We start from the raw sequence: 16,232 nt of genomic DNA, 5'->3' as shown, positions 1-16,232 counted from the left end.
CGTGCTGCCCGGGCCGGGCCGGTATCAGGGGTTGATGCCAGGGCGGGGCTGCTCGACCGGGCCCCGCTTGCTGCGGCGGCCCCGCTCGCGGCTGGCCGCCACCTCCTCGGGCGTCCGCCGCGCGTCGCGGTCGGACATGGCCTTGATGGCCGCGGCCCGCTCGGTCTGCTCCCTGTCGCGCAGCTCGACGGCCAGGGCGCGGTCGTCGCCAGGCTTCAAGGAGCGCGCAAAGTCACGGAGTCCCATCAGCGGCACCCCCCAGCAACCGCTGGGGCGGTCCGGCGCAGGTGGCCGGTCACCCCGGCCGCCGTGCACGTCAGGCGCAGGGACCGGCCGCCGGCGCGGCGGGCGATGATCCCGGCGGCGACCAGGCGCCGCCCCTGGGTGACGCCCTGGTCGAACCAGCCGCCGCACTTCTTGCACACGAGCTTGGCGCCCTCTTCGACCATCGGCTTTCCGCAGCAGGTCATCGGGCACCCCCGCCCTGCGCGCCGGTGGCGGCGCCGTTGATGCGGGCGTTGTCCTGGCCTTGCTGGACGTTGCTGCTGTGGCGCTGGTCGCGGCCGGCGGCGTACGCCTGGCGGGCCCGCTCCTGCTCGTTCTGTGCACTCATCGGGCCACCGCCTGCTCCGGGCGGGGCGCGGGGACGCGGCCGGACTCGTCGCTCTTGCGCGGGCCGGGCACCGGGTGGCGCGGGATCGCGCGCTCGTTGGCGTCGTCGCTCCACGCGGCCTGGACGCCGGACCAGTCGTAACCCAGCGCCCGAGCGGCCTGGGCGACCGTGACCGCGAACTCCTGGCGGGTGGTCCCGGTGGGGACGTCGCCGCGCTCCAGGCCGGTCAGTTCGGCGACCGCCCGCAGCGCCATGCGGGACACGTTCTGTCCCCCGCCGTGGCAGCTCCGCCCGGCCTGGTCGTACGCCCGCGCGCCTACCAGGACGGCGAACCCCATGCTGCTCAGCCGGTCCTCGGTGTCCTTGGTCGCCAGCATCCTGGCCACCTCGGCCAGCACCTCGGCGGCCTTGGACCTGTGTTCACCGGTGACGTCCCGGCGACCAATGGCCACCGGATCAGTAATCTGTGCCATGCGTCAGCTCCATCTGACGTGGCCCCCCGCCAGCGTTTCTCAGGCCCTGGCGGGGGGCCGTTGTGTAGGCGCACCTCGCGCCGGTTGCCCAAATTACGGGACTCCCGTAATTTGAGCAACCGGCCACGGCAGACAAGGAACCGAATGGCCGAAGAACAGACAGGTGGCGAGGAGGAGGTGCGGCGCGTGTTCGACGCTCTCGACGCCCTGGAGGCCATGGAGGACCCCAAGGCCAGAGCCCGGGCGATCAGCGCATTTCTCAGGGAGCAGCAGCCACGACTGCGCAAGCTGAGCGCGCTACGCCGGGACTACGTGCTGGGCCAACGTCGCGAGAAGGTGACGCGGAAGAAGATCGCCGACGACATCGGCGTGTCCCCCTCCACTGTCCAGGACATCGAGCTGGGTTACTCCGGCTCAGGCCGCAGCCGCCCGTCCACCGGGAAGGGAAAGCGTGGGAGCGACGAGGGAGACGACAGCTAGGCGGGCGGCGGTCTACCGCCTGTGGGCAGCGGACGGTTCACTGCTCTACGTCGGGTCGTCGTACGACCCGGAGGAACGCTGCAAACGGCACCGCTCCGCGCCGTGGTGGCCGCTGGTCGCTCGGCGCACCGACGACTGGAGATCGAGCCGCGCCCACGCGTATCACGCCGAGTCGGCGGCGATCATGGACGAGGGGCCGGCCCACAACGTCATGGGCTCGACTGCCCACCAGGAGGAGTGCCGCCGGCGCGCACGCCAGGACCCGGCCCACCAGGCGCGCGTCCGGGCCGGGTCGGCAGCGGCCAACGGCGCGCCGCGCGAGGTGGTGGACGCGATCCTGCGCGGCGACCTCAAGTCATGGGGCCCGCGCTCCGGACCGGTGCCGTTCACGGAGTGAGCCGCGATGGACCACGGCCCCCGCACCACGTTGGACGCTGTTGGCGAATTACTGTCTGCCGGTGCTTGGAGATCCACTCCATGTGGAGTATCCAGAGGGCGAAGCAGGCAGGAATGGGCTGCCTTGGCCTCAGGTGTCGCTCGTGCGGCGGCGGTGAAGGAGGGACTCGTACCGATGGCAACAGGCGTAGTGAAGTGGTTCAACCCCGAAAAGGGATTCGGATTCATCCAGCAAGATGACGGCGGAGCGGACGTGTTCGTCCATTTCTCGGCCATCCAGCAGACGAGTGGGTACAAGGAGTTGTTTGAGGGCGACTCGGTCGAGTACGACGTGGTGCAGGGCCCGAGGGGACCGCAGGCGGAGAACGTCGTTCGCCAGGCGGGTTGATGCAGGGACGTGCGGAACAGGGGCCCCGTCCCGACCGTGGGGTCACTGGGACGGAGCCCTGCTACTGATTCGCCAACAACATCCACGGTGGTGCGGGGGCCGTCGCGCGTCCGGGCGTCGTCCAGGTGCGTGTCCGGTTGTCCGGGCGGACGCTGGGGGCATGTCCGGGACGCGTCGTGTGGTGGTGTCGCCGCTGTCGATGAGCGGTGGCCGGCGGGTGCGTGTGGACGGGGAGATTCTGGGTCTGGCGTTCCGGCTGGCGGACGTGGCGGAGTTCTTGCGCCGGGCGGGCCTGGAGGGCGTGGATGTGGAGTCGTCGCCGTTGATCGAGTGGCGGGGTGGCGGGCCGGATGTGTGGGGTTCCGCGTCACAGTGACTGGGGCTTGGCCTGGTCCGTGGGCGGGCTCGTGTCGTCGCTGGCCGTCGGCTGCGGGAAGAGGTGTTCTTCGTAGGCGGTGATGCCGAAGAGGAGGGCCATCATTGCGGCGGGCAGGAGCAGGGCAAGCAGGATCACAGCACCTCCCGGGTGGGTCGGTCTGTGGCCTGGTTGGGCCGATCTCAGGATGCGCCCGAATGGCGCAAGGCGCATGCCGTCTGGGTGGCGCCGTTGTCTCCGGGGCTCGCGGGGGTGCGGCGGCCCGGGTAGGCGCGGGGCCCTCCACCAGGCAGGGGGCTCTTGCGTGTCGGCGGAAACACCTCGGCCCCCCACCGTGCTTGGGAGCGGTGGAGGGCCGTGGCGCGGGCTGCCGCACGGAGCAGTGCGGTTCAGCAGTTGGGCAGTTGAGAGCTTAGCAAGGTGTGACCGGCTGTGTGCAGGGAGCGAGGGGCGGCCGGGGTCACTGGGGGCGTCCAGGCCGCAGCCGTGCTCCCGGTGTGATGACGGCCACGGGGTCTGGCGGGAACTCTGAGGCGTGGATCCGGTCAGGTGCTCGACGGCCGCCCGGGCGGGTGACAACTCGTGGCGATCTGTCCGAGGTGCCCGCTACGGTCGCCTCTCCGCTGGAAGTAAACGGAGGGTCAAGTAGCAATGCGCAGGATCGGGTTAGCAGTTGGGGCGGTGCTGGTGGTGGGGGCGCTCGCGGTCGGGTGCACGAGCACGAGCGGCACGGACGCGGCCGGTGACAGCAAGGGGAGCGCCGCGGCGAGCACACCGGCGCCGAAGAAATCGGCGGCCGTGGCGGACGTGAAGCTGGTCAAGCAGGGGTGGGAGAACCACCCGGTGTGGGGTGACCACGCGTACGTAGTCCACTGGACGTTGACCAACACCCAGGCCAAGGCTGGCAACTACTTCGCCGGTATCGACTTCCTCGACCGGGACGGGGATGTGCTGGGGTCCACGGGGGTCACGGCGGAGAAGCTGGGTCCGGGCAAGACGGCCAAGGGGGACGCGTCGCCGCTCCCGGCCGAGATCACCAACGGCAAGATGGCCGAGATCAAGACGGCCCGGGTGTCCGAGGTGCAGCGCCTGGACTACTGACTTCGGGGTGAGGTGAGGTGCGGGGCCCCGGTCGCCATGGTGGCGGCCGGGGCCCTGTGCTGTTCCTGGGCGGTGGTCATCCTCCCGGTTCGGCGAGTCGGTGGGCGAGGCGCATCAGTAGGCGAGCGGCCCAGGGCGGCCTGGGGCGAGGTGCCGGGTCTGTGATGACGGTTGGGGGCTCAAGGGCACGGCATGCGCTCTCGGCGGTTTGGCGGGCGTGCGCGGATGGCCAGGCGCTGGCGGTCTGGTCGACGGCTGCTGTGGTGGCGTCGAAGATGCAGGCGCGGGCGGTGACGCCACCGGCGCGGGCCGCGGCGACGGCGCTTCGGACGTCCGTGAGCAGTCGTTCGGTCTTGGGGTCACGCATGGGTTCCTCCGGTCACTGGTGGGTCTCCCTGCTAATGACGTCGAACGCCTCGGCGATGGCCAGGTGGACCTGGTCGCGGCGGACGCGTGCCCGGTACTCGATCCGGACACCGGTGTCCGCAGTGTCCGGGGTGTCCGTGTCCGGGTGTGTCCGGAGAGTGTCCGTGCTGGTCGGGGGCATGAGGCAGGTGGGCGGGGTCTCGTCGATGTCGGCGGTGCGGACGTGTCCGCCGTGGGTGTCCGGACTCTCCGCGGACGTGTCCGTGAACGCGCGCAACGCCTCTTCGGCGAGCTGGCGGTAGCGGGCTGGTTCCCCGGTGTCGCAGCAGGCAGTGTGCCCCCATCCGCCGTAGCCGGCCGGGTCGATCCGGACGCCGTGGTAGCGGCAGGTGGCCGGGAGCTTGGCGAGTGCGCGGGTGATGGCGGGGACGGCGGCGCGGGCGCAAGCCAGGGCCTCCTCGGCGCGCTGGCCGGCGGCCAGGTGGCGGTTGATGCGGTCGAGGAGGGGGCGGCCGAGCTGGGCGGCCAGGGCGGCGTCCAGGAGGTCATGGCCGGGTTCGGTGGGCGGCGTGGTCACGTGGTGGCTCCAGGGGTGGCGAGGAAGGTTCGGCCGCACCCGTCGTTGGGGCAGCGGTGGACGTCGCCCCAGGCGTGCCGCGGCTCGGGCACCTCGGTGAGGGTGACGCCGGCCGGGATCTCGCAGCGCTCTGGGCAGTCCAGGCGCTGGACGTCGCCGGACTCGTCCACCCTTGGCGGGGTGCTGGCCTGCCCTTTCGTGTCCGGGTGGACGATGTCGCCGGCGGTGGCCGGGAAGTCGTCCACCGGGGCGGGCTCGGGGTCGGCCGGCTCGGGGTCGGGTACCGGGTCCCAGGCGTCGCCGGGCTCTCGGCGCAGCCAGCCGTCCCTGGCGAGCTGGGTCAGGGCGTGGGCGAGGTAGTTGCGGCCGGCGGGGGTCTGGGCCCAGGCGTCGAGCATGTCGGCGCCGGCGGCGGCGGAGTCCAGGGCGCCCTCGGGGAGGCCCTGGGCGGCCGGGACGGCGGCGGGTGCCTCGGCGGGGGTGACGGTGAACCGTTGGGGCAGGCAGGTGCCGCCGCGGCCGGGGATGGCGAGTAGCAGGCCGGGGTCGTCGTGCAAGCCGACCAGGCGGCCGTACCAGGCGACAGGCAGGTCGGGGTTGCGGACGGTGACCCACTCCCCCAGCAGGCCGCGCAGGGTTGCCTGGTCGGTCACTTGGATCCCTCCTCGGTGCCGCCGGCGAGGTGGTGGCGGATGTTGGCGGCGACGGGGTGGATCCGTACGGCCTGGGTGCGGCTGGCGACGTGGAACGCCGTTTCGTCCAGCTCGTCGCACCAGTCGTTGAGCCTCTGCAGAGCGGCCTCCGCGGCGCGGGCGCGGGCGGCCCAGGCGCGGGCCTGGGCGACGGCCGCCTCGCGGGCGCGTGACTCGTAGTTGGCCTCGGCCAGGTGGTCCAGGCCCCGGCGGTCGTGGCCGGACAGCCAGGACATGGCGCCGCGCATGTGGTCGATGGTGGCGCGGGCGCCGGCGAGCTCGTCGGCCAGGCGGCGCGTCTCCTCGTCCGCTACCTGGGCCATGGCGACGTTGGTGGAGTTGATGGAGACGACGAGGCGGGCGGCGGCCTGGGCGGCGCGCTCGCACTGGCCGCGGTCGCCTTTCCAGTCGGCGAGCGGCCACAGCTCCGCGGCGAGCAGCTCGGCGAGCGGGGACAGGGGGCGGCGCTTGGGCGGGACGGGCGGCAGGCCGGCGTCCAGGAAGCCGACGCAGTCAGTGGGCACGGGTGATTTCCTCCGGGGTGTGGTCGTGGCTGGTGTCGAGGTCCAGGGCGCAGAGTCCGGCGGGGCCCCACCAGGTCATGCCGGGCAGCGGGCAGGCGGCGTCCACGGGGTGGCGGTCGGCGTAGACGAACTCGGCGCGGAAGGCGTCCATGTGCTGGTCGCAGGCGAAGCTGGACGCCACGCCGGGGTTGAGGGTCCAGGCGATGTGCCAGGTGGCCGGTCGGCCGCACAGGGGGGCCTGCTCGTGGTCCTGGGTGGAGCACCTGGCCGTGCCGTCCATCGGCTTCAGCGGGCCGCGCTGCGGCAGCGGCCAGGGGTCGGGTGGGCTGGTCATCGGTTCCTTCGGATCGGGGTGACGGTGGCGGGAGGCGCGGGGCGCGCCGGGCGGCCGTGGTGGGGGCAGGCCGGGTCCGGGCGGTAGATCCATGGGGCCCCGTCCGGGTGCCGCACCCTCGGGCAGGGGCAGTTGGCGGGCAGGCTCACCGGTCCGGCTCGGGCTCGGTGGGGAGGTCGCTCCAGCCGAACGGGGATTCACCGCGGTCGGTGTCGGCGGTGACGGCGAGCAGGCGCCACAGCTCGGCGTCGGGGTAGCGGTCGGCGGCGGGGGTGGGGAAGGCGTGCACGGTGTGCGGCTCCTGTCTGGACGGGACACCAGGGGTCGTGATCGGTACCGAAGGAGGTCCACCAGCGGTCACACCGGCAGGCGTGGCGCAGGACGCGGCGGGCGCCGAGGCGGGCCTGGGCGCGGCTGGTGGGCCGGGTGGGCCAGCAGGCGTCCACGTCGTCCGCGTACTCCTCGGCGGCGGCCCACTCCAGGAACGCGAGCAGGGCCAGGGCGGAGGCGGCCAGGTAGAGCACGGCGGCCATGAGCCACAGGCCGGCGGCGACCGCCCATGCCCCGTACCAGCCGAGCCAGGCCAGGCCCAGGGTGTACAGGGCGATGCGCAGCCGGCGGGCCCACGTCATAGCCGAGCCCGTCTCGACTCGGTCACCGGCCCGTGCTCGGCGACCAAGACGCGCCAGCGCAGCCAGCGGGAGCCGTCGTGCGTCCAGCGGGTGGTGTCACGGGTCCACTGCCGGTTGCGCTTGTCCGTGACGGCGGTGACGCCAGCCGGGGCCTGGAAGGAGCCGGGACCGTCCGGCCGCCAGGTGCGCGGCCCGGGGTCGGCTGCCTGTTCGGCGGGTGTCTCCTGTCGGGTGTACTGCTCGGCCACGGGGCTCCTTCGGTACGGTGGGTGCCGGCGCCGATGGCCCCCATATCGGGTGGGGACGATCGGCGCCGTTCGCGTGTCTGCGGTCAGGCGGTTGCCTCGGTGTCCGGGCCTGGCGCGGTGTTGTGCGCGTGCTGGGCCTCGGCGATGGGCCGCCAGGTCGCGCACACCGTCTCGACGGCGGCGAGGATCTGGCCGGGCGTGTGATGCGGCATGCGCAGGACCGGGGTCACGGGGAGGGTGGCGTCCCGCATGGCGGTCAGGAAGTCGTTGAGGTCTTCGTCATCCATGAGCAGCGCCCAGGGCAGGGCGAGCGGGTACGTCTCGGGCTGGTGGGCCTCGGCGGCCAGGCGCTCCAGCAGCTCCCGGGCGTCCCCGCGGCCGGGGTCCAGCTCCCAGTCCTGGGGCAGGGAGAGGATGCGGGCGGCGCCCTCGGCGAACGCTTCCGCGCGGATCACCTCGGCGGCCAGCTGCTCGGCGGCCGGGGCGGGGACGTCCTCCCACACCGGGTGGAGCTTGCCCTGGTAGACGCTGCGGAGCTGGTGGCCCTCGTACCGCTGGGGCACCATCGGGGCCTCCCACAGCACGCCCTTGGTGCGGTGGGTGACGGTCCACACGCGGCCGTCTGGGGTGCGGAATCCGGTGAACTTGCGTTCCGTGGCGGGGTGGACGAGGAACACGCGGTCGGTGCTGATCCACACGTCGTCACCGTTGGCGTCGCGCAGGCCGCCGTAGTCCGGGCGGTTGGTCACGCGGACCTTGACCTTGCCCTTGCCGAACTGGATGACGGGGCCCATGACGGTGGTCTGGTAGCGGCCGGAGGTGGTGCCGCCCACGGCGTCCCCGTGGTGGACGGTGCGGCCGGCGGCGTCGGTCGCGGTGGCGGCGTCGGTGGCGGTGGTCATGGCTGGTGCCTTTCTGCTGGGGCCGGGGCGCTCCGCGTATCGGGCGGGAGCGCCCCGGGCTGGTGGTGGGTCAGCTGGTGGTGCGGGCCTGCTTCTTGGCGCGGGACGTGTCGCGCTTGCAGCCCTCGCAGTACGGGTGCAGCCGGGCGTCCAGGCGGCCGTCCACGGCCAGGTCGTGGCCGTCCGGGCAGGTTCCGGTGGGCGGGTCGGGCAGGCCCTGGAGGCGGCGGAGCGTCAGGCGGATGCCCTGGCGGCCGGGCTCGTCCTCCACGCAGGCCGGGGCCACGCAGTGGTGGACGTCGCACTCCGCGCGGACCTGGCCCTGCGGGTCTCGGCCGGTGCGCATCTTGAAGGCGATTGCGGCCGGGGAGTACCAGGAGCCGAGGAAGCGAAGGACCGGGGTTCCGCTGCTGTTGGTGGCCCGGTGGCCGGTCCACTCCATGTGACCGCCGTCGACCTCGCGGACGTTCTGGCGCCACCGTTCCTCAAGGCTCGGCGCCTCAGCGCGCTTGCGCTCGAAGGTGTTCGGGATGCAGTTGTCCCGGCGGATGCGGGCCACGGCCACCTTGTCCACGCCCAGCTCCCGGGCGATGGCGTTGTTGGAGCCGCCGGCCTGGAGGGCGGTCAGGATCTCCGCCTCGCGCGGGTGGGGGCGCGCGGCGGGCCGGGGCACCAGGGCGGGCGGGATCTTCCGGGCGTGGCGGCGCGCGGCGATCGTCACCGGCTGCGCGCCGGTGCGGCGGTGGATCTCGGCGTCCGTGTGGCCTTCCTCCAGGAGCTGGTGGATCTCCCGCTCCTTCGGGTGCGGCTTGCGCCAGGACGACCTGGGGGCCTGGGGCAGGCCGTGGGCCCGGCGCACCTCGCGTACGGCCTGCTTGCCGCAGTAGAGCCGTTCGGCGATGGCGGCGTTGTTCCAGCCCTTGCCGATCAGCTCCAGAATCTGGGCCTCCTGCGCGTGCGGGCGGCGGGTCTCGGTCGTCACAGCAAGTCCCCCCTCCAGCGGGCCAGTTCCTCGCCCGCCTCGCCGTTGGCCTTGACCAGGGCGTCCCGGTCGTTGAGCAGGTCGGTGACGGCGTCCCGGCAGCGGGCGGCCAGGGCGCGGTGCTCGGCGTCGCCGGCGGTCGCCTTGCGGCGGGGCGCGGCCTCGACGGTGAGCTCGGCGAGCAGGTCGCGGATGGCGGCCACCCGCTCGGCGGGGAGCTGATAGGCGGGCGGCGTCTCGTCGGTGGTGTCGGTGGTGTTCATCGGGCGGCCCGCTCCCGGCGGCGGCGCTCGGCCGGGCCGACCAGGCCGGCGCCCCGCTCGAACGCGACCAGGACGGCGGCCAGGCGGCGGGCCTCGGCGCGGGCGGCGCGGCGGGCGCGCATGCGGGCCAGGATCTGCGCGCGGGTGGGGCGGGCCCAGGTGTGCAGGCCGGCCGCCGCGGTCCGGCGGGCGCGGTGCTCGGCGGGGTCGATACCGCACCAGCGGCAGCCGTACGGGGTGGGCGGGGTTCCGTCCGGGTGGCGTACCTGGCCGTGGTGCAGGCCGCAGGTCTGGCAGCGGGTGGACGGGTGACGGGTGATCATCAGTGGTTCGCTTTCTGTGCCATGGCGGCCAGGCCGGGGTGGGCGGCGGCGATCTCGGCGCGCAGCCGGTCCATCTCCTCGCGGTCGGCGCGCTCCTGGGCGGTCTCGGCCGGGGCGGTCTCGGCGGTATCGGGCCGTCGAGGGGCCTCGGCGGGCTCCTGCGAGGGTTCGGGGGTCTCGGCGGGGGCCTGGGCCCTCTCGGCTTCCCAGCGGGCTTCGAGGGCCCGCCGAGCGGTTTCGGCTTCCTGCTTGCAGCGGCTGCACTCCAGGTCAGCGGGTGTCTCGCCCTTACCGGGTCGCCCGCAGCTCGCGCACTCCCAGCGGGGGGCGGCCTTGCGCTGGCCGGGCACCGGGCCCTTGCCGCCGCGGGCGCGGCGGTCGGCCTTGCGCTCCGGGCAGGCCGGGCAGTCGGCGGCGGTGTCGATCATCCGGCCGTCTTCGCAGGAGGGGTCCGGGCACTCACCGGCGCGCACCAGGGCGGTGGCGATGCCCACCGCGCGGCGGGCGCCGGGGCCCTCGGCGGACAGGAGCTGCTGGGCGTAGCCGTGGGCCTCGCAGCGGCGGGCTACCCGGGCGGCGAGCTGTTCCACGGTCCGGCTCTCCAGCTCACGGGCCACCAGGTGGCGGGTGCTCGTGGGCAGTTGCCGGTAGGGCAGCAGCTCCACCAGGGCCGGGGGCAGAGCGGCCTCCACCTGGGCGATGGCGGCGACCTGCTGGCGGGTCAGCTTGGGGGTGTTCCTCGGCCGGGTGCTCTTGCTGGCCGCGGCGGAGCCGCCTCGAGCGTCGCGCGCGCCACTACCCGCAGTAGCCCTCCGGGCGTCACCAGCGCTGCGCGCCGAAGGCGCTTCATGGTTCTCAAGTTCGTCTAGTTCAGGCTTCGTCTGGTTACCCGCGCGATCTTTCGCGTCACCGGCCGCGCGATTTTTCGCTTCTCCCGTCATGCGATTTTTCGCGTCACCGCCATGGCCTGCGGCGGAGGCATACCACTCCTCGATGGAGGCGCAACCGGCCCACCCCTCCGGAGGCACCTCATGGACGGTGTAGACGTTCCTGCGCCGGGTCTGGTTCGAGCCGTAACGGACGGTCTCCACGTCGACCAGGCCGAGGGGCGCCAACTCCTTGTTGATCACGCGGCTGATGGCCTCACTGCGCTTACCGAGCATGGCCGCCAGGGACTTTTGCTGCGGCCACACCGTGCCGTCGCCGCGCTCGGCGTTCACGTGGGCCAGCAGCAGGTTGTACGTCCGGTAACCGGCGTCAGACAGGGCCTGCGCCAGTAGCGGCCACTGGGGCGAGCAGATGAACCGGTGCCGGGCCCGGCGTCCGGGCCGTACCTCGTCCGGGATGAACTCCTCGCCCGTCATCGTGCGCCCCCGGCCCACTCGGCGGCGGCCCAGTCGATGCTGGCAGCCGGGGCGCTGCCGGTGAAGTCGAACCACTCGCCCCGCACGCGGTAATGACGGAACGTCTCGTGTAGGTGGGCCTCCAGGGCCCGGCCACCCGGGGCCTGCCAGATCAGCTCAAGGTCGCCGGGGGACGCTGTGCGTAGGCCGCGGAGGCGGGCCTGGACGTTCGACGTGCAGCCGATCTTGACCAGACCGGACAGGTTGTCTCGGACGGCGTACGCCCACCCGCTGGTGGACTCCTCGGCCGCATCCTGGGGCGCCTGCTCGCTGCTCAGGGTGTAGGTCACCGGGCCTGTGGTGCCGTCCGCGTTCCGCTGTTGGGCCCGCCTCAGGTAGCCGTGGGCCTCCAGTTCGTCCAGCGCCCCGCGGAGCGCGTCGCGCCCCTCCTTGCTGAACTTCATCAGGGTGTCGAGCGACAGGACATCACCGTCGGGGTGGGTGGCCAGGAGGCCGAACACGCCCTTCGCCTTGAGGCTGATCCGCGTGTCAGCGAAGAACGCCGCTGGGAACTCCGTCACGCCCACACCCCCCTCCGGGCCCTGGTTGGTCGCGCTCACGTCGTGCTCCTCGTAGTCGATGGATCAGGGGCCCGGCTGGCGCGGCGTATCGGGCGCAACGCCCAACCGATGATCCACAACATTGCATCTCGACATTGCAAGGTCAAGTTACAATCCCCCGTTGGTGTTCGCGTGTCGTAGCAGCAGGTCACAGACCCGGCACGCCTCAGCCCGGGCGGCGCTCGTCCAGCCGGATCACGCCCAGGCATCGCGTCAGCGGCTCCTCGGCGGCCTGGCGGCCCTTGCAGGTGGCCACGTGCGGCATGTGCAACTTCTCGTAGGGCGCCAGCGGCAGCTCCTCCGTCGGCCGGCGCGACAGCCAGGTGCCGCGCCCGTCCCGGGACACCGCCGTGTTCCCGGCCAGGTTCGGCGCGGCGTCGACCGCGAGGCGCTTACGGGCCTCGGTGACGGTCCACCGGATCTCGGCCCCGCAGGTGGGACAGGTCGAGGGGCGGGGCATCGGGGGCTCCTTCCGACGAGGGGCGCGCGGCCCGGGCCCAGGGGGAGGGGGGAAGAGGCCCGGCCGGCGGGGTGAACGGCACGGTGGTGCCTTCCTGTGCGGAGCGGGGACAGGGGGCGGTCAGCTGGGGCGGGGGCGGTGCAGTCCGCTGGTCTTGGAGCGCAGCGGCACCTTGGCCTCCAGCAGCAGATCCCGGGCCAGGCCGAACGAGACGGACCCGTACTTCTCGGTGAGATGGTCGGCCACGGCGCGGATGCTGGACCCGGCCGCGTAGTCGGTGGCGGCCTCCTGGCGCAGCCGCTGGCGCTGGTCGCCCTTGAGCGGTTGGTACTTGTAGCGCTCGGGCGTCTCGGTGGTGCTCATGTCGGGAGTCCTCCGGGGTCGGGGGTGGCGGGCCCCTGCTCGGCCCGCAGGGTCAGGCAGCGCACGTGCGCGAGCAGGGCGCAGATGGACTCCGTGCGGTCCTGGGGCCCGGCCGTCTCGGCGGCCTGGAACAGCGCCAGCGCAGTGCCGTGGTCGCCGTTGAGGTACGCGGTGAGGAACCGGACGGCGAACAGCCGGTGTGGGTCGCCGGCCAGCCGGTCCGCCATGGCGGCCGGGAGTCGCCACTCCTCGCCCGGGCCGGTCCCGGCGTCCGGGAACAGCTCTTGCAGAGCCACCCGCCCGGTGTCGGCGGCGGCGCAGCACACGCCGAGCAGGTCGGCGCTGTCCCCGTGTTCGGTGACGACGTCCAGGAGCGAGGCGGCCATGGCGGGGCGGCCGTCCAGGGTGTGGCGCAGGATCTCCTGCACCAGCGGGTTCAGAGCCTCCGCGCCGATCACCGGGCGCTCACCGCCTGGCGGGCCTCCACGGCCTCCCGCGGCGGCGGCAGCTCGTCCAGGGCGGCCCCGATCCGGTCCGCGATCTCCCGGCGCCGCTCGGCGACCTCCGGGCCGTCGGCATGGTCGGCGGCCACCAGCAGGGACTCCACGATCTCCTGGTAGTCGGCCACGCCCAGGCCCTCAACGCGCAGCGCCATCACGCACCGTCCAGCAGCTCGGCGGCCGGCGGCCCGGCCGGGGCGGCCACGGTCGGCACGGTCCGGCGTTCGCCGGGCAGGACCAGGCGCCGGTCCACGCCGTTGTGTGCCGCATCAACGGCGTCCTCCACGGCGCTGATCGCCACCGACTGCTCCCGGCACCCGGGCACCAGCTCATGGATGAGCTGCGCCAACTCCTCGGCCTTGGCGGAGATCTGGGCCTTTATGGCGTTGCGGCGGTCGTCGGTCCGGGGCGGCGCGAACCGGATACCGATCTCTCGTCTGGTGATGGCCACAGGGGGCTCCCCTCGGTGGTGGGCGGGTCAGGTGGTGTGGGGGCGGTCAGCCGGCCTTGGCCAGCGCGTCCAGGTTTTCGGCGGCCTGCTTCTCGGCGGCGGCCTGCTTGGCGGCGGCGGCCCGGCGCAGCTTGCGCACGGCGCGTAGCTCGTCCTCGTCCAGGCCGCCCCATACACCGTGCTCCTCGCCCCGGTTGAGGGCGTCGGTGCGGCACCGCATCTGGACCGGGCAGCGCCGGCAGTAGCTCTTGGCTTCCTCGACTGCAAGCGGGTCCGTGGGCACCGGGAAGAAGGTGTCCGGGTCCACGTCCGGCTGCTTGCACACCGCAGCGCTCGCCCAGTGGACGGGCCGCGGCAGGTTGTCCGGCGCCCGGCGGGCGGGAAAGATCGACATCACGTGCCTGCCTCTCGCCCGGACACGTCCGCCCTGGTGTCCCCGGACACGCCCGGGCACGTGTCCGCGCAGGTCATGGCGCTGGGGGTGTCGGTGTCCGGGTCGGTGTCCGCGCACGTCCGGACAGCGCCCGGGACATGTCCGGGCACCGCCCGGCGGGCGGACCGCCGCTGCCCCACCAGGACGGCGACCACCCCGACGAGCAGCAGCGGCCCCCACACCGGCACGGTCATGACGATCGGCAGCACGGCGTCCAGCAGGCGCAGGTAGAGGTCAAGCACGGCCGGCCTCCGCCGCCTTGCGCCACCGGGACACCTGGCGCTCGTGCTCGCCCAGGCGGCCGGCGATCTCCTCGATGCCGATACCGACCTCGGTCATGACGAGCGCGGCCAGCCGCGGCTCGTCGCGCTCCGGGTCCAGGACGGGCAGCGTGGCGGCCAGGTCGGCGGCCCGGGCGACCGCCACGAGGTCCCGGCCCCGCCACCAGGTGGCGCCCTCCGGGGCCCCGGCGAGGCGCCGGGCGACCGCCAGCAGCTCCCCCGGGCCCAGGGCCACCGGCATGGCCCCGGTGAGCGAGCGGGCCGGGCCCTGGTCCTCCAGGCGCTCCGCGAGGCTCACGCGTCCACCTCCGCCAGGCTCGCGCGGGCGCCGTCGCGCATGACGCGGTCCGCCTGGCACTTGGGCTCCACGCAGTGCGGGAAGGTGCACGTCGGGCGTACCTGGCCCTCCGGCTCCCGCCCGTGGGCGATCCTGAATGCGACCCGGCCGGCGGTGACGTGCTGGCCGCGCCACGAGATCACGGGGGTGCCGCTGGCGGCCCGCTGCTTGGTCCACTCCCGGTGGCCGCCGTCGACCGGCCGGGACCGCTCCCAGAACACGGCCTCCAGCGTCGGGGCGACGGGCCGCCGGCCGCGCTGGTAGGCGGGCAGGTTGAGGTCACGGCGCACCCGGGCCACCAGGCCCACGCTGCAGCCGTGCTCGGCGGCCAGCGCCAGGTCCGACAACTGGCGCGGGTCTCCGTCCTGAAGAGCTCGGGCCACCGTCTCCCAGCTCATGGCGACACCCCCGTCCCGAGCAGCGCCCTGTCGATGGCGTCCGGCCAGTCGGCGTTTTCCACGGCCTTGCGGTGCACCCTGGGCACGTCGCCGATGGGGTGGTGCAGCCAGTCCCGGCCGGCGGCCATGAGCACCACGGCGTCCGCGGCGTTGTCGTTGCCAGCGGTCTGCCACTGGGGCCAGCGGCGCACCACCTGTTCCAGCACCACGCCCTTGGCGCCGGTGCCCTTGCCCGTGGCGTAGTGGATGCGCTGGTTGGTCGACATGACCCCGGTGGGGATACCGGCGTCCAGCAGCCGCTCGAACACCCGCCACCACAGCCAGCCGCGCTCATGCGCTCCGCCGCTGGCCTTGGACAGGGCGGCGCCCTCGATGACGGCCAGGTCCGGGTGGCCGATCCCGGCCAGGATGGAGTCCAGCAGCACGTTCATGTGGGCTAGCCGCTCGATGCGGGGCAGCTTGCTGATGGGGTTCTTCTTGCTCTTGTCCACGTAGCCGACCACCCGGCACCAGCCCTCCGAGGAGGCCAGTCCGGTGCCGGTGAGGCTGGTGTCCACGCCGACCACCCGAGGCCCGTCAACGGGCCGGACCTCGGGGGTGTGCTCGTGGATCGTCTGCACGCCGTGGTTCATGCCTGCTCACCCCCGGCCAGGGCGACGTCCGCGGCGCGCAGCGCCAGCGTCTGCTCCGGGTCCGTGCTCATGAACCCGGCGGGCATCGGTTCCGCCACGCGGATGCGGGTGAGCACCAGGTCGTCCGGCTCCTGCGCGTGGCAGTTGGCGTGCGCGTCCAGCCACACGCCGGCGAGGTCGTCGGCGGCCAGGCCGGTGGCCTCCGTCAGGTGGTCCAGGAGCACCGGCACCGGCCGGGTGCTGTCCCACGCGCCCACGATCACCTGGGCCAGCCGGGCCGGCTTGTCGACGGCCACGACCTCCACGCAGGCCGGGAACCGGAGGTCGTGGCGGGCGGCCAGGTAGACGCGGCCCAGCTCGGTGATGACGAACAGCTCGTCGGCCGGCTCGGCGACGAACCCGCCCACGCGCAGCAGCGCCAGCGCCTGGCGGTCGCTCGATACCCGGTTCTCGGCGAGGTCGCGCAGCACGACCTCCACCGAGGGCGGCAGGGGGCATTCCGTGGCCCGGACGGTGGCGCGGTGCCGCTCCGCCCGCCAGGCCGCCGTGCCGCGTCTCGTCGGCGACGAGCAGGGGCACCCCCACACGCTCGCGCGGTACTCCGGGCGCACACAGCCGTGGCATTGCTTGGTCCGGGCCGCGCCGCGCTCGCACAGCTCCCGGAAGCAGCACGGGCAGTTGGGGCAGCTCTCCTCCGCGGGCCACTGGAACGGGGCCCGGACGTCGGGGAGTTGAAGGCTCATG

General features: G+C 73.6%; 34 protein-coding genes. 5 read left to right on the top strand and 29 right to left on the bottom strand.

Translation table 11 applies throughout. The annotated features are described in order from the left end of the window. Positions 1 to 24 precede the first annotated feature (24 nt). Genes ABTY98_RS05205 through ABTY98_RS05190 form a run of 4 tightly spaced genes read right to left on the bottom strand, consistent with a single transcriptional unit; the run spans position 25 to position 1,086 of the window. A complete protein-coding gene (locus ABTY98_RS05205) occupies positions 25 to 246 on the bottom strand; it encodes a hypothetical protein (RefSeq protein ID WP_352219497.1) in 222 nt (73 codons plus the stop codon). Further along, the gene (locus ABTY98_RS05200) at positions 246 to 449 is read right to left on the bottom strand and encodes a hypothetical protein (RefSeq protein ID WP_352219496.1); all 204 of its coding nucleotides are present in this window, start codon (positions 447 to 449) and stop codon (positions 246 to 248) included. Before ABTY98_RS05200 ends, ABTY98_RS05205 begins: the two co-directional genes overlap by 1 nt. 17 nt (positions 450 to 466) lie before the next feature. Further along, positions 467 to 613 (bottom strand): hypothetical protein, encoded by a 147-nt coding sequence (locus ABTY98_RS05195; RefSeq protein WP_352219495.1) that lies wholly within the window; start codon positions 611 to 613, stop codon positions 467 to 469. Then, a complete protein-coding gene (locus ABTY98_RS05190) occupies positions 610 to 1,086 on the bottom strand; it encodes a hypothetical protein (RefSeq protein WP_352219494.1) in 477 nt (158 codons plus the stop codon). Before ABTY98_RS05190 ends, ABTY98_RS05195 begins: the two co-directional genes overlap by 4 nt. Before the next feature lie 144 nt (positions 1,087 to 1,230). On the opposite strand from ABTY98_RS05190, the gene ABTY98_RS05185 reads away from it, so the two are divergent. The 4 genes from ABTY98_RS05185 to ABTY98_RS05170 all read left to right on the top strand — a co-directional run bounded on the left by ABTY98_RS05185 (position 1,231) and on the right by ABTY98_RS05170 (position 2,726). Beyond that, a complete protein-coding gene (locus ABTY98_RS05185; RefSeq protein WP_352219493.1) occupies positions 1,231 to 1,566 on the top strand; it encodes a hypothetical protein in 336 nt (111 codons plus the stop codon). Continuing rightward, positions 1,538 to 1,963 (top strand): GIY-YIG nuclease family protein, encoded by a 426-nt coding sequence (locus tag ABTY98_RS05180; protein ID WP_352219492.1) that lies wholly within the window; start codon positions 1,538 to 1,540, stop codon positions 1,961 to 1,963. Before ABTY98_RS05185 ends, ABTY98_RS05180 begins: the two co-directional genes overlap by 29 nt. 174 nt (positions 1,964 to 2,137) lie before the next feature. Then, positions 2,138 to 2,350: a cold-shock protein gene (locus ABTY98_RS05175; RefSeq protein WP_352219491.1), complete on the top strand. Its 213-nt coding sequence runs from the start codon at positions 2,138 to 2,140 to the stop codon at positions 2,348 to 2,350. A 160-nt stretch (positions 2,351 to 2,510) separates the two neighbouring features. Beyond that, positions 2,511 to 2,726 (top strand): hypothetical protein, encoded by a 216-nt coding sequence (locus ABTY98_RS05170; protein ID WP_352219490.1) that lies wholly within the window; start codon positions 2,511 to 2,513, stop codon positions 2,724 to 2,726. On the opposite strand, the gene ABTY98_RS05165 is transcribed toward ABTY98_RS05170, so the two are convergent. Continuing rightward, positions 2,718 to 2,864: a hypothetical protein gene (locus tag ABTY98_RS05165; protein ID WP_352219489.1), complete on the bottom strand. Its 147-nt coding sequence runs from the start codon at positions 2,862 to 2,864 to the stop codon at positions 2,718 to 2,720. The genes ABTY98_RS05170 and ABTY98_RS05165 overlap by 9 nt on opposite strands. A gap of 513 nt (positions 2,865 to 3,377) precedes the next feature. On the opposite strand from ABTY98_RS05165, the gene ABTY98_RS05160 reads away from it, so the two are divergent. After that, entirely contained in the window at positions 3,378 to 3,827 is a 450-nt protein-coding gene (locus tag ABTY98_RS05160) for a hypothetical protein (protein WP_352219488.1), read from the top strand. A 76-nt stretch (positions 3,828 to 3,903) separates the two neighbouring features. Here ABTY98_RS05160 and ABTY98_RS05155 read toward each other — a convergent pair whose 3' ends face one another. The 24 genes from ABTY98_RS05155 to ABTY98_RS05040 form a co-directional block, all read right to left on the bottom strand. Further along, entirely contained in the window at positions 3,904 to 4,194 is a 291-nt protein-coding gene (locus ABTY98_RS05155) for a hypothetical protein (protein WP_352219487.1), read from the bottom strand. A gap of 12 nt (positions 4,195 to 4,206) precedes the next feature. After that, entirely contained in the window at positions 4,207 to 4,770 is a 564-nt protein-coding gene (locus ABTY98_RS05150; RefSeq protein WP_352219486.1) for a hypothetical protein, read from the bottom strand. Then, positions 4,767 to 5,423 (bottom strand): hypothetical protein, encoded by a 657-nt coding sequence (locus ABTY98_RS05145; RefSeq protein ID WP_352219485.1) that lies wholly within the window; start codon positions 5,421 to 5,423, stop codon positions 4,767 to 4,769. Before ABTY98_RS05145 ends, ABTY98_RS05150 begins: the two co-directional genes overlap by 4 nt. Further along, on the bottom strand, positions 5,420 to 5,986 hold the full coding sequence (locus ABTY98_RS05140) for a hypothetical protein (RefSeq protein WP_352219484.1): 567 nt from the start codon (positions 5,984 to 5,986) through the stop codon (positions 5,420 to 5,422). The genes ABTY98_RS05145 and ABTY98_RS05140 overlap by 4 nt, the downstream gene beginning before the upstream one ends. Next, positions 5,976 to 6,320 carry a hypothetical protein gene (locus ABTY98_RS05135; protein ID WP_352219483.1) on the bottom strand — a complete coding sequence of 115 codons (345 nt, stop codon included), beginning with the start codon at positions 6,318 to 6,320 and terminating at the stop codon, positions 5,976 to 5,978. The genes ABTY98_RS05140 and ABTY98_RS05135 overlap by 11 nt, the downstream gene beginning before the upstream one ends. Positions 6,321 to 6,517: 197 nt before the next feature. Beyond that, positions 6,518 to 6,952 carry a hypothetical protein gene (locus ABTY98_RS05130; RefSeq protein WP_352219482.1) on the bottom strand — a complete coding sequence of 145 codons (435 nt, stop codon included), beginning with the start codon at positions 6,950 to 6,952 and terminating at the stop codon, positions 6,518 to 6,520. Continuing rightward, complete coding sequence (locus ABTY98_RS05125) at positions 6,949 to 7,200, bottom strand: hypothetical protein (protein ID WP_352219481.1); 252 nt, start codon at positions 7,198 to 7,200, stop codon at positions 6,949 to 6,951. Before ABTY98_RS05125 ends, ABTY98_RS05130 begins: the two co-directional genes overlap by 4 nt. An 83-nt stretch (positions 7,201 to 7,283) precedes the next feature. Next, a complete protein-coding gene (locus ABTY98_RS05120; protein WP_352219480.1) occupies positions 7,284 to 8,102 on the bottom strand; it encodes a hypothetical protein in 819 nt (272 codons plus the stop codon). A 70-nt stretch (positions 8,103 to 8,172) separates the two neighbouring features. After that, the gene (locus ABTY98_RS05115) at positions 8,173 to 9,084 is read right to left on the bottom strand and encodes a hypothetical protein (RefSeq protein ID WP_352219479.1); all 912 of its coding nucleotides are present in this window, start codon (positions 9,082 to 9,084) and stop codon (positions 8,173 to 8,175) included. Then, on the bottom strand, positions 9,081 to 9,347 hold the full coding sequence (locus ABTY98_RS05110; RefSeq protein ID WP_352219478.1) for a hypothetical protein: 267 nt from the start codon (positions 9,345 to 9,347) through the stop codon (positions 9,081 to 9,083). Before ABTY98_RS05110 ends, ABTY98_RS05115 begins: the two co-directional genes overlap by 4 nt. Continuing rightward, positions 9,344 to 9,670, bottom strand: coding sequence for a hypothetical protein (locus ABTY98_RS05105; RefSeq protein ID WP_352219477.1), 327 nt, complete (start codon positions 9,668 to 9,670; stop codon positions 9,344 to 9,346). Before ABTY98_RS05105 ends, ABTY98_RS05110 begins: the two co-directional genes overlap by 4 nt. Beyond that, the gene (locus ABTY98_RS05100; protein ID WP_352219476.1) at positions 9,670 to 11,034 is read right to left on the bottom strand and encodes a hypothetical protein; all 1,365 of its coding nucleotides are present in this window, start codon (positions 11,032 to 11,034) and stop codon (positions 9,670 to 9,672) included. The genes ABTY98_RS05105 and ABTY98_RS05100 overlap by 1 nt, the downstream gene beginning before the upstream one ends. Then, the gene (locus ABTY98_RS05095) at positions 11,031 to 11,633 is read right to left on the bottom strand and encodes a GIY-YIG nuclease family protein (RefSeq protein WP_352219475.1); all 603 of its coding nucleotides are present in this window, start codon (positions 11,631 to 11,633) and stop codon (positions 11,031 to 11,033) included. The genes ABTY98_RS05100 and ABTY98_RS05095 overlap by 4 nt, the downstream gene beginning before the upstream one ends. Positions 11,634 to 11,799: 166 nt before the next feature. Next, positions 11,800 to 12,093, bottom strand: a complete 294-nt coding sequence (locus ABTY98_RS05090; protein ID WP_352219474.1) for a hypothetical protein — start codon at positions 12,091 to 12,093, stop codon at positions 11,800 to 11,802. Between the two features lie 120 nt (positions 12,094 to 12,213). After that, entirely contained in the window at positions 12,214 to 12,456 is a 243-nt protein-coding gene (locus ABTY98_RS05085) for a helix-turn-helix domain-containing protein (RefSeq protein WP_352219473.1), read from the bottom strand. After that, on the bottom strand, positions 12,453 to 12,914 hold the full coding sequence (locus tag ABTY98_RS05080) for a hypothetical protein (RefSeq protein WP_352219472.1): 462 nt from the start codon (positions 12,912 to 12,914) through the stop codon (positions 12,453 to 12,455). Before ABTY98_RS05080 ends, ABTY98_RS05085 begins: the two co-directional genes overlap by 4 nt. After that, positions 12,911 to 13,111: a hypothetical protein gene (locus tag ABTY98_RS05075; protein ID WP_352219471.1), complete on the bottom strand. Its 201-nt coding sequence runs from the start codon at positions 13,109 to 13,111 to the stop codon at positions 12,911 to 12,913. The genes ABTY98_RS05080 and ABTY98_RS05075 overlap by 4 nt, the downstream gene beginning before the upstream one ends. Further along, positions 13,111 to 13,407: an Acb2/Tad1 domain-containing protein gene (locus tag ABTY98_RS05070; RefSeq protein WP_352219470.1), complete on the bottom strand. Its 297-nt coding sequence runs from the start codon at positions 13,405 to 13,407 to the stop codon at positions 13,111 to 13,113. Before ABTY98_RS05070 ends, ABTY98_RS05075 begins: the two co-directional genes overlap by 1 nt. A gap of 46 nt (positions 13,408 to 13,453) precedes the next feature. Continuing rightward, the gene (locus ABTY98_RS05065; RefSeq protein WP_352219469.1) at positions 13,454 to 13,801 is read right to left on the bottom strand and encodes a WhiB family transcriptional regulator; all 348 of its coding nucleotides are present in this window, start codon (positions 13,799 to 13,801) and stop codon (positions 13,454 to 13,456) included. After that, entirely contained in the window at positions 13,801 to 14,082 is a 282-nt protein-coding gene (locus ABTY98_RS05060; protein ID WP_352219468.1) for a hypothetical protein, read from the bottom strand. The genes ABTY98_RS05065 and ABTY98_RS05060 overlap by 1 nt, the downstream gene beginning before the upstream one ends. Continuing rightward, positions 14,075 to 14,419, bottom strand: a complete 345-nt coding sequence (locus tag ABTY98_RS05055; RefSeq protein ID WP_352219467.1) for a helix-turn-helix domain-containing protein — start codon at positions 14,417 to 14,419, stop codon at positions 14,075 to 14,077. The genes ABTY98_RS05060 and ABTY98_RS05055 overlap by 8 nt, the downstream gene beginning before the upstream one ends. Continuing rightward, a complete protein-coding gene (locus ABTY98_RS05050) occupies positions 14,416 to 14,856 on the bottom strand; it encodes a hypothetical protein (RefSeq protein ID WP_352219466.1) in 441 nt (146 codons plus the stop codon). The genes ABTY98_RS05055 and ABTY98_RS05050 overlap by 4 nt, the downstream gene beginning before the upstream one ends. Continuing rightward, positions 14,853 to 15,488, bottom strand: a complete 636-nt coding sequence (locus ABTY98_RS05045; RefSeq protein ID WP_352219465.1) for a hypothetical protein — start codon at positions 15,486 to 15,488, stop codon at positions 14,853 to 14,855. The genes ABTY98_RS05050 and ABTY98_RS05045 overlap by 4 nt, the downstream gene beginning before the upstream one ends. Beyond that, complete coding sequence (locus tag ABTY98_RS05040; RefSeq protein WP_352219464.1) at positions 15,485 to 16,231, bottom strand: hypothetical protein; 747 nt, start codon at positions 16,229 to 16,231, stop codon at positions 15,485 to 15,487. Before ABTY98_RS05040 ends, ABTY98_RS05045 begins: the two co-directional genes overlap by 4 nt. Between the last annotated feature and the right edge of the window lies 1 nt (position 16,232).

The organism is Streptomyces sp. NPDC096040, from assembly GCF_040303265.1.
Lineage (GTDB): Bacteria > Actinomycetota > Actinomycetes > Streptomycetales > Streptomycetaceae > Streptomyces.
Note: the sequence above shows the minus strand (reverse complement) of the source record. Positions and strands in the feature narration are given on the sequence as shown.